This is a genomic window from Marinobacter sp. F3R11 (assembly GCF_003318275.1).
In the GTDB taxonomy this organism is placed as follows: domain Bacteria; phylum Pseudomonadota; class Gammaproteobacteria; order Pseudomonadales; family Oleiphilaceae; genus Marinobacter.
Genome location: NZ_QOCH01000015.1, coordinates 185582 through 200059, shown reverse-complemented (window position 1 = coordinate 200059; position 14478 = coordinate 185582). Strand labels below are relative to the sequence as shown.

The 14478-nt window shown below is 52.9% G+C and carries 11 protein-coding genes; 6 read left to right on the top strand and 5 right to left on the bottom strand.

The window, feature by feature from the left end; translation table 11 throughout:
- Positions 1-432 precede the first annotated feature (432 nt).
- Together DS878_RS09315 and DS878_RS09310 are read left to right on the top strand one after the other, a co-directional pair.
- Positions 433-993: a cytochrome b gene (locus DS878_RS09315; RefSeq protein ID WP_113815703.1), complete on the top strand. Its 561-nt coding sequence runs from the start codon at positions 433-435 to the stop codon at positions 991-993.
- 55 nt (positions 994-1048) lie between these two features.
- Positions 1049-1633: a YceI family protein gene (locus DS878_RS09310; RefSeq protein ID WP_113815702.1), complete on the top strand. Its 585-nt coding sequence runs from the start codon at positions 1049-1051 to the stop codon at positions 1631-1633.
- Between the two features lie 32 nt (positions 1634-1665).
- Here the strand turns inward: DS878_RS09310 and DS878_RS09305 are convergent, their stop codons facing one another.
- Both DS878_RS09305 and DS878_RS09300 read right to left on the bottom strand, forming a co-directional pair.
- Positions 1666-3303: a methyl-accepting chemotaxis protein gene (locus DS878_RS09305; RefSeq protein WP_113815701.1), complete on the bottom strand. Its 1638-nt coding sequence runs from the start codon at positions 3301-3303 to the stop codon at positions 1666-1668.
- A gap of 101 nt (positions 3304-3404) precedes the next feature.
- Positions 3405-3668: a hypothetical protein gene (locus DS878_RS09300; protein WP_113815700.1), complete on the bottom strand. Its 264-nt coding sequence runs from the start codon at positions 3666-3668 to the stop codon at positions 3405-3407.
- A gap of 279 nt (positions 3669-3947) precedes the next feature.
- Between DS878_RS09300 and parC the strand changes: the two genes are divergently transcribed.
- Both parC and serB read left to right on the top strand, forming a co-directional pair.
- Complete coding sequence (gene parC, locus DS878_RS09295; RefSeq protein ID WP_113815699.1) at positions 3948-6242, top strand: DNA topoisomerase IV subunit A; 2295 nt, start codon at positions 3948-3950, stop codon at positions 6240-6242.
- Complete coding sequence (serB, locus tag DS878_RS09290) at positions 6235-7467, top strand: phosphoserine phosphatase SerB (protein WP_113815698.1); 1233 nt, start codon at positions 6235-6237, stop codon at positions 7465-7467. The genes parC and serB overlap by 8 nt, the downstream gene beginning before the upstream one ends.
- Before the next feature lie 30 nt (positions 7468-7497).
- Here the strand turns inward: serB and DS878_RS09285 are convergent, their stop codons facing one another.
- The 3 genes from DS878_RS09285 to epmB form a co-directional block, all read right to left on the bottom strand.
- Positions 7498-9582: an EAL domain-containing protein gene (locus tag DS878_RS09285; protein WP_113815697.1), complete on the bottom strand. Its 2085-nt coding sequence runs from the start codon at positions 9580-9582 to the stop codon at positions 7498-7500.
- Positions 9583-9771: 189 nt separating this feature from the next.
- Positions 9772-11580, bottom strand: a complete 1809-nt coding sequence (locus DS878_RS09280; RefSeq protein ID WP_113815696.1) for a GTPase — start codon at positions 11578-11580, stop codon at positions 9772-9774.
- A 228-nt stretch (positions 11581-11808) separates the two neighbouring features.
- Positions 11809-12858 carry an EF-P beta-lysylation protein EpmB gene (gene epmB, locus DS878_RS09275; RefSeq protein ID WP_113815695.1) on the bottom strand — a complete coding sequence of 350 codons (1050 nt, stop codon included), beginning with the start codon at positions 12856-12858 and terminating at the stop codon, positions 11809-11811.
- A gap of 45 nt (positions 12859-12903) precedes the next feature.
- Here epmB and efp point away from each other — a divergent pair, with 45 nt between their 5' ends.
- Both efp and epmA read left to right on the top strand, forming a co-directional pair.
- Positions 12904-13479 carry an elongation factor P gene (gene efp / locus DS878_RS09270; RefSeq protein ID WP_113815694.1) on the top strand — a complete coding sequence of 192 codons (576 nt, stop codon included), beginning with the start codon at positions 12904-12906 and terminating at the stop codon, positions 13477-13479.
- 7 nt (positions 13480-13486) lie between these two features.
- On the top strand, positions 13487-14455 hold the full coding sequence (gene epmA, locus DS878_RS09265; protein WP_113815693.1) for an EF-P lysine aminoacylase EpmA: 969 nt from the start codon (positions 13487-13489) through the stop codon (positions 14453-14455).
- Positions 14456-14478: the final 23 nt, after the last annotated feature.

Sequence of the window (14478 nt, the reverse complement as noted above, 5' to 3'; positions counted from 1 at the left end):
GATGGTTGGGATAGAGATTGCCAAAAACCGGAGAACATTGCCACTGTTTCATGAAGAAACCGGAAGCGACTGGTAATGTTTCGGCAATTGGTACGGGCTGCGGACGACAGGGAGGCCCCGTACCGGGGCCATGGCAGATCAGTTGTTGCTTGGGATTACAACGGATTCGTCGAATTCAAGTTCCATGTTTTTTCCTCTCGTTCAATGAGGCCCCCGACGGGGCATTTCAGCATGGATAGAGTCTATCGTGGCCATGGTTTTCAACAATCCGTAGAACCCGCATGCGACCAAAGCCGAACGCCTGAGGCCCGGAGAAACTTGATCAGAATTTCTGATCATAGCGGGCAAAACATTCCGGTTTTTTTTGCGTAACAGGGTTTTTATACTTCTTGCCTCGAATTACAGGCAAGGGAACAAGAGGGCGTGGCTGTCATGCAATTAAGCAATACATCTTCCGGTTATGGGCTGATGGCTATTGTTGTCCACTGGATTGCTGCTTTTGCAGTGTTTGGAATGTTTGCTCTGGGTTTCTGGATGGTTGATCTGTCGTACTACGATGACTGGTATCGTCGCGCTCCGGATACTCACCGGAGTATCGGTGTTCTGTTGTTTGCCTTGATGGTGTTCAGGTTATTCTGGCGCTTTTTTACAGGCTCGCCAGACCCGATTGCGGAACATAAGCGTTGGGAGACTGTCACTGCTCATGCCGCTCACGGCTTATTGTATGTACTTGTTTTTGTAGCGCTGGTGAGCGGATTTCTGATTTCAACCGCAGACGGCTCGTCAGTTAGCGTATTTGGCTGGTTTGAGGTGCCATCGGTGACTGGTCAGGTGAAAGGTCTGGAGGATATTGCAGGGCAGGTGCACTACTGGAGCACATGGGCTCTGGTCGTCCTGGCTCTGATTCATGCAGCCGGTGCGCTGAAGCATCATTGGATTGACCGTGATATGACCTTGCGGCGGATCCTGATTCCAGTACACCGGGATAACTGATTTGTGTAATCCTGCTCTGATTTGGCGTGTTTTTGTTTGATAAAAGGAGAGTCTTATGAAGAAGCTGTTACTTGCATCTGCTGTGTCCATGGCATTGGTAGGTGGTGCTGCACAGGCTGATGAACACTCAGGGACCTACGCGTTTGACAGCAAAGGTGCGCACCAGTTTATTACGTTCAAGATTTCCCATCTGGGCTACAGCTGGCTTTATGGCCGTTTCAACGATTTTGATGGTCAGTTTTCCTATGATGCTGATAACCCTGAAAACAGCTCGGTAAGTGTAACGATTGATACCTCCAGTGTGGATTCGAATCACGCTGAGCGGGACAAACACTTGCGTGGCGAAGACTTCCTGTATGTGGATGAATACCCGGAAGCGAGCTTCAAGAGCAAACGTGTGGTTGTTGATGATGACGGAGAGGCGGATATTGTAGGTGACCTCACTCTTCGCGGTGTCACCCGTGAGGTTACTCTGGACGTTGAAATGCTTGGCTACGGCAATGATCCCTGGGGCGGGTACCGCATGGGCTTTGAAGCCGAGACTGAGCTACGCCTTGAAGACTTTGGCATTCCCACGAACCTGGGGAAAGCATCCGAGACTGTAGAGATCATTATTTCGGTTGAGGGCATCCGTCAGTAAATCCGGTTCTCCTGCCAAAACAGATTCCGGGGTTAAACCCGGAATCTGCCTGTCTGGTTCTCAAGTTCTCGTGCATAGCCATCCAGGGATTGGCTGATACCGTCAATTTGTTCCGACCTGGAGGCGCTTTCAGCTGCAAGGTCATTGATTTCTGTGATGCTGCGGTTTATTTCGTCAACAACCTGAGTCTGTTCCTCCGTGGCGGAAGCAACGCTGATGTTCATGTCAGCAATCCGGGTCATGGCCTCAAGAAGGGCGTTCAGTTCCTGTTCGGCTTCTGTTGACAGCTTCACTGTTTCAGACGCTTCCTGGCTTCCGGTTTCCATAACTGAAACAATATCTGAAACACCCGTCTGCAGTGTTTCAATCATGGCCTGAATATCTTCCGTAGACTGCTGTGTACGTTGGGCCAGTGTTCGGACTTCATCTGCGACTACGGCAAACCCCCGACCCTGATCTCCGGCCCGGGCTGCCTCTATAGCCGCGTTCAGAGCGAGTAGATTGGTTTGTTCTGCAACGCCACGGATAACATCCAGAACCGATGTGATGTTGTCGGAGTCGTCGGAGAGCTTGCGGATAACTTCCACTGCTTTCGTAATCTGGGCTGAGAGGCGGTGCACCTGTTCTGAAGATTCGCGGATTATTTTCGCGCTGTTGCTACCTTTGTGCTCGGCTTCTCTTGTGACATCTGCCGCTTGAGATGCATTTCCGGCTACCTCTTCTATAGCGCTCTGCATTTCATTGATAGCAGTTGCTACCATCGAGATAGCGTCGGTTTGCCGGCTTATGCCCTCGTTATTGTCATTGGAAGCCTGGCGGAGACTGTTTGCACCTTTGCCCAGCTCTATGGTCAGTTGCTGGATTGACGCGACCATTGACTGCAGGTTTCCAAGAACCTGGTTGAAGCTTCCGGCAAGAGCGCCCAGATCGTCATCCAGTTCAACCGGAACGCGCTGGGTCAGATCCCCTTCACCCTGTGCAATGTTGTCCAGCTGCTCTTTGAGGGTTGAAATGGATTGGATGATCATCCTCAGGAATATGACAAAAAGCGCTATGCTGCCGAGAATGGCAACCGCTGTGATGACCAGAATTGTTACGGAGCTGCTTTGTCCTTCAGAGGCCAGGGCCAAAGTGCGCGCTTGCGCTCTTTGGTCTACATGAGCGCCGACCTCATCAAAGTAGTTACGCAGAGAGTCAAAACGGGGGGATGTTTCAGTCGTTGCCAGTTCCCGTGCCTGTTCCGGTAAATTCCTGTCCGCCAGACTGATTACTTGCATGGCAGATTTGTGCCAGTTTTCGAAGGCAGCATCAAATCCTTGCGCTACCGCTGAAACGCCGGTGCCTTCTAGCTGTTTTACCGTTGTCTCGAAGCGTTCTCTTGCCTGGCCGGCGTTCTCCCTGAATTCTGAAAGAAAGCTGGAAGCATCTTTATTCTTTGCGCTGGCTTCCACATAGGATGTCTGGGCGACGAGCGCCTGATAGAGATCCCGGTCGCCGTTCAGGATAAGGCTGACCGAGGTCAGGTAGGTGTCAGCTATATCTTCCGTGCCTGAAACCAGATTGCGGGTAGTGTTAACGCTGAATAATCCAATAAAAACCAGGGCAATAGAGGTGATGGCGAAGGGGAGTGCGATTTTGGATCGAAGTCCGAAGCGTTTGCCAATTGTCATAGTATGCTCGTGTCCGTGTCTGCTTGTTTTTTTTAAAAGCATAGCAGGATAGAGCAGGTTTTAAGGAATTTATTGTGGTGGTGTTTATCCCACCATGACGTTCAGACGTCAGTGTGCAGGTTTTGGTGTGCTGTGTTGGTGGCATCCTGGTGGGTTTCGCAGGCACGGCAAAGATGCCGTTGGCGCCAGAACTGAGCGGCGAAAATAACCAGCCATATCAGTAAACCTGCCACAAGATAGGCTGCAGGAACCTGAAACGTGCCACTGATTGCAAATTCAACCAGAAGCATCAGTGCCACGGCCAGAGCTGCATTCACCATTGCTGTAGCCATGGCTTGCCCGCAGGCTTTGAGATTAGGTTTCATAGTGTTCCGCTTGTTTGGAGGGAAAACGGTCTTCTATTCATCACTGAAACGAGCATACGGCTCAGCTTACAGACTCTCCATGCGGGAATTCCGCTATTGGAATTGCAGGATACAGCTTTCTATGAACAGTTTTTGCCAATAAATCCGCAGGTTGTTGGTGTATCCGCCCGGTGCTCCATATAATGTGTCACTTCATAAGTTCGGTGATTATTCGGGGTGCACAGGTTAGCATCACGAACTCCTTCAAAATCAGGTAATACAGGCAAAAAAGAGGCATCCATGCCAGAGTTTCAGACAACGGATGAAGGCTTTGAGCGGGTATCACTCAGGGACTACACGGAAAAAGCCTATCTCGACTACTCCATGTACGTCATTCTTGACCGCGCACTTCCCAATGTCGGCGACGGACTGAAGCCGGTTCAGCGGCGAATTATCTACGCCATGTCAGAGTTGGGACTCAAGTCCACGTCCAAATACAAGAAGTCTGCCCGTACGGTGGGTGATGTTCTCGGTAAGTTCCACCCTCATGGGGACAGTGCCTGCTACGAAGCCATGGTGCTGATGGCGCAGCCATTTTCCTATCGTTATCCGCTGGTAGACGGCCAGGGTAACTGGGGTGCGCCGGACGATCCCAAATCCTTTGCGGCCATGCGGTATACGGAATCAAGGTTGGCCCGTTTTGCTGACGTGCTGCTGTCGGAACTTGGTCAGGGTACTGTGGACTGGACGCCCAACTTTGACGGTACCATGGACGAGCCGTCCGTGCTGCCGGCAAGGTTGCCCCATGTGTTGCTCAACGGTACCACGGGCATAGCTGTGGGCATGGCAACGGATATCCCGCCCCATAACGTCAGAGAAGTGACTGCCGCCTGTATGCGGCTGCTGGACGACCCGGACGCAACCGTAGATCAGTTATGTGAACATGTAAAAGGGCCGGATTTTCCGACCAGCGCGGAAATTATCACACCCCGGAAAGATCTTCGTCAGATGTATGAAACCGGCCGGGGCTCGCTGCGTATGCGTGCCCGCTGGGTACGGGAAGCAGGCGAGATTGTGGTAACAGATCTGCCTCACCAGGCCTCTGGTAATCGTGTACTGGAGCAGATTGCGCAACAGATGCAGTCTAAAAAGCTGCCTATGGTGGCTGACCTTCGTGATGAGTCTGATCATGAAAATCCGACTCGCCTGGTCATTGTGCCCCGCTCCAACCGGGTCGATCTCGACGGCCTGATGGCCCACCTGTTTGCCAGCACTGATCTTGAAAAAACATACAGGGTGAACATCAACGTCATCGGTAACGATGGCCGTCCGGGCGTTAAAGGGCTGCGTCAGATGCTGACAGAATGGCTGGCGTTCAGGCGCTCCACCGTCATTCGCCGTTTGCAGTACAGGCTGGATAAGGTGCTGGCGCGCCTGCACATTCTCGAAGGCCTGTTGATTGCCTATCTGAATATTGACGAAGTTATCCATATTATCCGCACCGAAGATAAGCCCAAGGCGATCTTTATGGAGCGGTTCGGATTGTCTGCAGATCAGGCTGAATCCATCCTTGAGTTGAAGTTGCGGCACCTGGCCAAGCTTGAGGAAATGAAAATCCGCGGTGAACAGGATGAGCTTGCCGCAGAGCGGGACGAGCTTCAGGCGATTCTCGGATCTGAAGATCGTTTGCGGGAATTGATCAAAAGTGAATTGCAGGCTGACGCAGAAACCTACGGCGATGATCGTCGTTCCCCGATTGTTGAGCGGGAAGAGGCGCGGGCTTTCAGTGAGAACGACCTGGTTTCAAATGACCCGGTCACTGTGATTCTGTCTGATAAAGGCTGGGTGCGTGCGGCCAAGGGCCATGATATTGACCCGGATGGACTGAGCTACAAGGCAGGAGACAGCTTTGCACTGGCAGCCAAGGGGCGCAATAACCAACAGGCGATCTTTCTGGACTCTACCGGCCGGGCCTATTCACTTATGGCCCACAGCCTGCCTTCAGCCAGAGGCCAGGGTGATCCTTTAACCGGTAGGATCAATCCTCCTCCGGGGGCAACTTTTGCTGGTCTGCTGATGGGCGATCCCGCACGCAAAGCACTGCTGGTGACGGATGGCGGATACGGATTCGTGACTTCGCTGACTGACATGATCAGCAAAAACAGAAACGGAAAGGCTGTGGTCAGTGTTCCGAAAGGAGCGAAGATCATGCCGCCGGTGGTGATTCCTGTTACGGACAAAACCCTGTATCTGGGGGCGATATCCAATGAAGGGAGAATGCTTGTTTTCCCGCTTAGCGAACTGCCGGAGCTGAGTAAGGGCAAGGGCAACAAGATTATCAGTATTCCCTCAGCCCGGGTCCAGAACCGTGAAGAGTATGTGGTGGCAGTAGCAGTATTTGCAGAGGATGATCAGCTAGAGGTTCGTGCAGGCAAGCGCAAGATGGGGCTGCAGTTCAGCGATCTTGAGCATTATCTGGGTGAGCGTGGCAGAAGGGGGCACAAGCTGCCCCGAGGTCTGCAGCGGGTAGATGCTATTGATGTTATTCCTTCTGCGGCCAGGGCGAAGGAAGAGGAGAGTTCCGACAGTGAGTGAACTTGTTCTGATCAACGTATCCGGACGCGATAAACCCGGACTCACGTCGGAAATTACCGGCATCATGGGACAGTACGATGTACGGATTCTCGATATAGGTCAGGCGGTTATTCATGACCATCTTACCTGGGGGATTCTCATTGAAATCCCGGATGAGTCGAAATCTTCTCCAGTCATCCGTGATCTGCTGTTCCGCCTGCACTCGCTGGATCTTCAGGTAAGATTCGCCCCGATTACCATAGAGGAATACCAGACCTGGGCCGAAGGGCGTAACAGAGCCTGTTACATCGTCACTTTGCTTTCCCGCGATATCAAGGCAGAACAGATTGCCCGGGTTTCTGCAATCACAGCCCGTCATGGTCTCAACATTGACAATATCACCAGACTGTCGGCAAGGCCTTCGCTCAACCCGACCAGTAACGGAATCGCCTGTGTAGAGTTTTCAGTCCGCGGTACACCTTCTGACCTGGGGCAGTTGAGAGCTGATTTTCTGCACATTGCGGGTGAGATGAATGTAGATATTGCGTTCCAGGAAGATTCTATCTTCCGGCGCAACCGTCGGCTGGTAGTGTTTGATATGGACTCGACTCTCATTGAAGCTGAAGTTATTGACGAGCTTGCCCGGGAGGCCGGAGTTGGTGAGCAGGTTGCGGAGATTACTGAGCGTGCGATGCAAGGGGAGCTGGACTTCAGCCAGAGCTTTGCTGAGCGCCTTGCTCTGCTCAAGGGTCTGGATGAATCCGTGCTGGAGCGGGTTGCAGCACGACTGAAGATGACTGAAGGAGCGGAGCATCTGATTCTGAGCCTGCAGGCGCTCGGGTACCGTACAGCGATTCTTTCTGGTGGCTTCACCTACTTTGCCCGACACCTTCAGAACAAGCTGGGCATTGATTACGTGTACGCTAACGAGCTGGAGATTCGCGATGGCAAAGTGACCGGTGAGGTTTCCGGCCAGATCGTGGACGGCAAGCGTAAGGCTGAGCTGTTACTGGAAATAGCCGGTAAAGAACATATTTCCCGGGAACAGGTCATTGCGGTAGGCGATGGAGCCAATGATCTGCCTATGCTTAGCCAGGCGGGGCTTGGTGTTGCCTTCAGGGCCAAACCGCTGGTCAAGGAATCCGCCCGTCACGCTATTTCGACTCTCGGGCTGGACGCTATCCTGTACCTTATCGGCTTCCGTGAGAGTGAAACGAATCAGGGCTTGAAGAACGCCGGTTTTTGAACCGGCGTTCTCTCTGGGTGCATCCGGGTTTCAGTTATCGCCAAATTCGTAATTCATCTCCGGTAGCGGAGCCTGCAGATAATATCCCTGAATGTAGTTCACCCCTGCCTGCCAAAGTGTGGCAAGAACCGCGGCATTTTCCACCAGCGGCATAATGGTCAGCTTTCCGGCACTGTGCAGGCTCTTCACCATTTCTTTCACCTGTTCCCTGGCTTCTTCGTTTTTCTGGATCTCTTCCGTGAAGGAGCCGTCAATTTTCACGTAATCCGTATCGATGTGTTTCAGGGTGTTGAACGGATTCAAAGCGCAGCCAAACTGGGCTATGGACACTTTGCAGTGAAGCTGGTGCAGGGTTTTGGTGAAGTCTTTGGCCTGCTTCATATACTTGTTGGCATCGCCTTCGCGGATCTGGAAAATCAGTGCGTCGCCGGGCAGGCGAGCCGCTTTCAGCGCAACGCTTAACCAGGATGTAAAGGTTTTGTCCTGCAGGGTTTCTGCCGTCACATTGAGGAACATGCGTGTATCGTTGCCTTTCGAGCGATGGCTGGATAGCTGTTTGATTGACTGCAGAATAACCCAGCGGTCGATCTTGATGGCGGTATCACTTGGACCCATGGGTGGCAGGAAGTCGTAAGGCGAAACTTCTTTTTCATCCTGATCCAGCATTCGCACGAAAGCTTCGTAGTGCTCTTCACCTTCACCGCGCAGGTTGATAATGGGCTGGAACAGGAGCTTGAAGCGGTTTTCGTCCAGCGCCTTCAATATTGCATCTATGGCGCTGCCATCATCCAGAGTTTCATAATTTGCAGGGTTGTAGGTGCAGATACCATTGCCCTGAGCGTGGCCTTCCAGTTTGCGCACGTCGGAGGATGCATTATGAGCCCGGGCCATCAACTCTTCAGCTTTTGGAGAGTTTTCGGTGATTGATGTAATCCCGATACTGACGGTCAAAGGAACTGTAGTGCCGTTGATATCGAAAAGGTACTCATCTACTGCCTTGCGGATTTGCTCACACCGGGCTGTCAGGGTTTTCTCATCACCAGGCATGGACAACAGGCAGAATGCATCATCGCTGAGGCGTGCCAGTACCAGGTCATCTGCGGCCTCTTGCTTCAGCAGGGTTGCGAGATCGCCAAGCAGCAAGTCTGCGCCGGCAATTCCTACCTGGCCCTTCATGGCAATAAAATTATCGAGAGCGATGTACGCCAGGGCCCCGGTCTGATTGTTTTTGCCGGCGTTGGCGATAGCTTGTTCAAGCTCTTTCATCAGGTATTGTCGGTTATACAAACCGGTAAGGAGATCCTGGCTGCTGATTTCGCGTAACTTCTCTTCCAGTTCCGCATCGCTGTGCTCTGGCTGCATTACGATCTGGGTGCAGACCTCGCTGTCGTAAGTCGCAGCTGATACTGAAATGGTCACCTTCAGTTCCTGATCATCGCTGCGCTTTGCAGTGCAGTTGATGGTCATGCCATCTTCACCCTTCTCCGCGAAGGACTTCATGAACGCCTTGTAGTCGTTCTGGCTTTCGGCTGTTAGCGTATCGAGCACAGGAACGCACATCAGATCATCAATGTCTTCGTACCCCAGAAACTCCAGGTAAGACTGGTTGGCATAGATATGCATGCCGTCGTTGATATAGGCGATGGCATCCTTGGAGCTTTCAAGCAGCAGCTGGCAGCGCTGCTCTGCTTCACGCAGGTGGGATTCCAGCGCTCTGCGGCGGCGGCGATCTTCAAGGGCTGCAAGTTCGCGCTTGGCCTTGAGAACCAGTAGATCATTATGGCCAGACTGAACCGTACCCTGACCGCCGGCTTTCATGACGGCTACCGTTCGTTCGCGGCTTTCTTCCTCGGTCAGAAACAGGCATGGAATGTCCTTGTCCATACGCCGGATCATGGCCAAAGCGCTGTCCGCTGAGAATTCCTGCTCGACATCGCGAGCCAGAAGCAGGTCCCAGTTGCTGTTCTTCAGAGCTTCTTCCAGATCCTCTTCGGACGTAATGCGGTGTGCACGGGTGGCCCTGCCGGCATTTCTGAGCAGGCTTACCAGGGACTCGGCATCGTTCTGGGAAGGGTCGAGGATAAGCAGGTGTACGGTGGCGTTCTGTTTCTGCATTCCTAAGGCGTCTCGTAATACAGGTTGGCTGAGCCGGCCCCGGCAGAAAAAACTCTACCTTAACTACAGCATCTTGCAGGAAACTGTGAACTGGTACTGCGAGACCGGACTATCACTACCGATGAATGATGCAGGGGTTGAGGCGTAATAACAAGCCTCCGGCAAATATACAAAGTTGCCGGAGGATTTTCAGAGCGATGGCCACAGGGAATCAAAGTCGTCTTCACTGGTGCCGACGGACAGTGAGGCGTCCTCAGGAGATGGAGCTGTGATGTTGCTTTGTAATTTCAGCTCGAACTGGCTGATACTGCCTGTTGACGATATCTTTTTCAGTAATTGCCCCTGTTCTTCACGGCCGCTGTGCAGCATGGAAATACGACTGCCTTCCTGAAACGGAAGTCGCGGTGTGATCAGTGTGGCGGCCTGATTAACGACGCTGATTTCGGGAAGCAGAAGCCCGCGCAGGTACTCACTGCTGTTGCCAACTTTCTGGATCAGGCGGACACCGCAGGGTGAGCCGCTGGGTGCCAGAAGTTCTATGCCGACCTGAGTGCCATGATTTTTGATCTGTCGGATCCAGCGAACAACCGCGATACTCCACGGGTGTGACCGCTGCTCTCGCACTCCAAGTATCTCTCCGGCCTGCATCGACGGCGGAACATTGGACTCCCATGAGACGCAATAGCCACCTGGGCTTGTGTTAACCAGCAATGTGATGTGGGATCTGGGACGGTTTCTGTCGGTTGCGGTCGTTGGTGTGTTCCCGAAGCTGCCACGAAAGTTGATTGGGGTGTCTGCAGAGTGCAGATGATCATCTGTCGGAGACGCATCAGGAGCACCGGCCCAGGCGTCGCTCCGCTTGCGCGATGTACGGATAAAAAGGTTTTCTTCGTCCGCATTGCCATTGTCATTGCCCGTGACAAACTCAGTAAACGATTTCTCCCCGGCAATGAAATAGTGCGCTGCCGTAAGCCCTACGCATATTTCGAGCGTGCCCTGACTGGCAATACGGTTGAAATTCCGTTTTGCCAGAATCCCCAGAGCCTGGCTCAGGTGAGTGAGCAGAGTATCGTTGACATTGCCTGGTAGAACCAGCGTATCGGGAACTGGCAGCTGACGAAGCCTGGCGTTGAGGTTCTCGGAAATTGTGGTTGCCAGTTCTCGGGTATCAAATCCGAAGCTTTCATCTCCTGGCTTGGATTCAAGCAGGCTCCTGTATACCGGAGCGCTATCCCGCTCCATATTTACGACGAAGAGGGTATCTTCGCCGGTGTCGGGCCCGCAGTGGGTTTGCTCAGTCCAGGATTCGAACAGGTCATATGCCTGGAGTAACTCAGACTGTCGGAGCTGGTTTGGCCGTGCGCAACCCAGAAGCAGGAGGCGCTTATAGCTGTCTGCCACGGTGCTTGCCTGTCTTTGCTTCAGGGTGTCGTCATCCACGGCTGTCCCTGCAAGCTTGTTGCGGTATGCAAACCGGAACATGCGGTGGCATTCCAGCCAGCTTTGTGCCGGGCTTGGGCAATAGAGCTGGTGAGATCGCAGGATTGTTGAAGCAAGTTCGGATATGGCCCGGTGAATGGCCGTAGTAATCAGCTTGCGGTTCTTGTCCAGGCCGCCGTCGTCCAGTGCCTCTAAAATACAAAGCTTATAGCCGCTGGCAAGATGCAGTTGGAGTGCCTGGGACAGGTTGGCAATTTTACGCTGTTTCTCAGGTAAGGCTACGGCATGGCCGAGATAGTGACGGGAGAGTTCGTCGCAAACAAAATGAATTTTTTTGCGAATCAGTTCAAGAAACTGAAAACGTTGCTGTGGCGCCAGGAACAAATGGTTGAGTTCTATGATAGCGTGATAAAGCTGGCGGGAGGACTCGCCAATATTGGCCATGGGAAGTTGACTGATCCATGTCCTGAACGCTTTGGGCGTAGTATCGCAGAACGACAGGCTTGACGTTTTCTGCTCGGGAACACGGAGATCTGGTTTAAGGGTCATTCCATCCATGAGTATGCGCCAATATCAGGACTGGGTTTCGAATTCCTGGCTCTCTTGTCCGATGCTGCGGACACTGTTTCAGTTTGCCGGTTTACCAGGAAAACACCGTAAATACATTTTTTTACAAAATAGACGGTACTGGACTTTAAGGTAGCAATCCAGCGCAAGAATGCGAGAAAATTCTGCGTTAACAATGTCTGACATGTGAAACCAGTACAACTTTTCATAATCTTCATATTATAGAGCTTTCGAGTACAGGTCGATGGGAGTCTTGGCTGTCTTTCCGGGAACTTCACGAACCAGCCGTGGAACCAGAAACCCCGGTAACCTGGACAACAGATCCCGAACCAGCAAACGGGCCTCTTCATCGGAGACGTCAAAATGCTGAGCCCCCGCGACCGGATCAAATGCATGGAGGTAGTAAGGCAGGACTCCGGCATCAAAAAGCGCCTCACTCAGATCCTCCAGCACGCCAGCATTATCATTGACGCCCCTGAGAATAACACTCTGGTTCAGCAAGGTTACGCCCGCCGAACGGAGGAAGCCCAGAGCGCGCCGGGTCGGTTGGTCAATCTCCGCTGGATGGTTGATATGAAGCACAATCACAACCTGCACCGGAGTGTTAGTGATCCACTTTAACAGCGCGTCACACACACGTTGCGGTATCACTACCGGAAGGCGGGTATGCAATCGTATACGGCGGATATGGGGGATGCTGCAAATGGCTGATGCCCACTGGGACAAAAGCTGATCATTGACCGTCAGAGGGTCGCCACCGCTGAAAATGACTTCATTGATTTCAGGGGAGGCCGCAAGTGTATCCAGCACCTTTTGCCGGCTGGAGGGGCTCAGGCGCTGTTCTGCGTAAGGGAAATGACGGCGAAAACAATAACGGCAGTTAACGGCACATTGTCCGGTCACCATCAGCAAGGCCCGGCTTTGGTATTTGCGAATCAGGCCGGTAGTTTGTATTGCACTGTCTTCCTGCAGCGGGTCGGTTACAAAACCTTCAGCTGTGTTGCCCTCCAGGCCCAGGGGCAGTACCTGTCTTAGCAGGGGGTCGCTGGGGGTTCCCTTCTCCATTCGTGCCAGGAAGGGCTCAGGGACTCTGAGAGGGAATAGATGGTGGCCTGCCTCGGCACCAGCCAGCCAGGTCTCGGCTGGCAAGTCCAGCCTCTTCAGTAATTCCTGTGGTGAAGTTATCGAATCGGAAAGCAGTTGTTGCCAGCTCCGGTTATCATCGCCTGAAAGCCGGGCTTCTATAGAGATAGGGGTTCGCTGTATCATAGCGGCCTTCGAATTTTAAACAGCATTTTGGCAGGTGGACATTTCATGGCTTCATATTCTACCAACGAATTCCGCAGCGGTCTTAAAGTATTACTGGATGGAGACCCCTGTATTATTCTTGAAAACGAAATCGTAAAACCAGGTAAAGGCCAGGCCTTCAACCGGGTCAGGCTGCGCAATCTGACCAGTAACCGGGTATGGGAGCGTACCTTCAAGTCTGGTGAAAGTATCGAAGCTGCAGACGTAATGGACCATGATATGGAATACCTCTATACCGACGGGGAATTCTGGCACTTCATGCTGACCGACGGTTCATTCGAGCAGTTTGCTGCCGACGCAAAAGCCGTGGGGGATGCGGTTAAGTGGCTCAAAGAGCAGGAAGTTTACACTGTTACCCTGTACAACGGCGCACCTCTTACAGTCACGCCGCCAAATTTTGTTGAGCTGGAAGTTGTTGAAACTGATCCGGGTATGAAAGGTGACACAGCTCAGGGCGGTTCCAAACCGGCTACCCTGTCTACCGGTGCCGTTGTCAGCGTGCCTCTGTTCATCACCATTGGCGAAGTACTCAAGGTGGATACCCGCTCCGGTGAGTACATGAACCGGGTAAAAAGCAGCTGAGCCTGAAATGAAAAGCCAGCCCGACTGGCAGCCTGCCAGCTCCCGGTCAGCCCTGGAAATCCGCGCACAACAGTTATCTTACGTGCGCGGTTTTTTTGCGCAGCGGGGTGTGCTGGAGGTTGAAACCCCGGTACTTGGTCGTTGCAGCGTAACTGAGCCCAACCTTGATAGTATATCCGCCGGAGTATGCGTCCAGGGCGTTGAGGGTGGCTGGCTGCAGACCTCTCCGGAGTACCACATGAAACGCCTGCTGGCCGCGGGCTCCGGCTCCATTTACCAGATCTTGAAAGTCTTCCGTAACGGCGAGCGTGGCAGCCGCCACAACCCGGAATTCTCCATGCTGGAATGGTACCGTATCGGTTTTGACGAAAACGACCTGATGGCAGAGGTTGCCGATCTGGTCTGCGGTTGGCTCAATTGCCCCCGACCACAAATTACGAGCTACCGCCAGGCTATGATTGACTGGGCTGGCATCGACCCCTTCGTGGTGACAGAAAATGACCTGCACCAGCGCTGCCGGCAATGGCTTGAGCCCGAACAACTCCAGGGCCTCAGCCGCGATGGTTGCCTCGACTTGCTCATGAGTTTCGCCGTTGAACCAAACCTGGGTACTGAAACGCCGGTATTTATAAACCAATACCCGGCCTCCCAGGCCTCTCTGGCCAGAATTTCCAACGTAGACGGCTTTGACGTAGCGCACCGCTTCGAGCTTTATATTAATGGCCTGGAGTTATGCAACGGCTACTGGGAACTCACTGCCGCAGACGAACAGCGCGCCCGCTTCGCGGCAGACAATCGTCTACGAAAAGCAGCTGGAAAACCTGAAATGGCGATTGATGAGGCTTTTCTGGCAGCTATAGAGCAGGGTTTGCCAGACTGCGCTGGGGTGGCGCTAGGGCTGGATCGTCTATTGATGATAAAAACTGGTACTCGTGATATCGCAGATGTATTGGCGTTTCCGCTAGAACGAGCGTGAAGTTTTTATAGAAGTGCCGAACT

Excerpts from the sequence above, each read along its gene's own strand:
- efp (WP_113815694.1), top strand. The coding sequence starts at position 12,904 with ATGGCTTCATATTCTACCAACGAATTCCGCAGCGGTCTTAAAGTATTA.
- DS878_RS09310 (WP_113815702.1), top strand. The coding sequence starts at position 1,049 with ATGAAGAAGCTGTTACTTGCATCTGCTGTGTCCATGGCATTGGTAGGT.
- DS878_RS09285 (WP_113815697.1), bottom strand. The coding sequence starts at position 9,582 with ATGCAGAAACAGAACGCCACCGTACACCTGCTTATCCTCGACCCTTCC.
- epmA (WP_113815693.1), top strand. The coding sequence starts at position 13,487 with ATGAAAAGCCAGCCCGACTGGCAGCCTGCCAGCTCCCGGTCAGCCCTG.
- DS878_RS09280 (WP_113815696.1), bottom strand. The coding sequence starts at position 11,580 with ATGGATGGAATGACCCTTAAACCAGATCTCCGTGTTCCCGAGCAGAAA.
- parC (WP_113815699.1), top strand. The coding sequence starts at position 3,948 with ATGCCAGAGTTTCAGACAACGGATGAAGGCTTTGAGCGGGTATCACTC.
- epmB (WP_113815695.1), bottom strand. The coding sequence starts at position 12,858 with ATGATACAGCGAACCCCTATCTCTATAGAAGCCCGGCTTTCAGGCGAT.
- DS878_RS09300 (WP_113815700.1), bottom strand. The coding sequence starts at position 3,668 with ATGAAACCTAATCTCAAAGCCTGCGGGCAAGCCATGGCTACAGCAATG.
- DS878_RS09305 (WP_113815701.1), bottom strand. The coding sequence starts at position 3,303 with ATGACAATTGGCAAACGCTTCGGACTTCGATCCAAAATCGCACTCCCC.
- DS878_RS09315 (WP_113815703.1), top strand. The coding sequence starts at position 433 with ATGCAATTAAGCAATACATCTTCCGGTTATGGGCTGATGGCTATTGTT.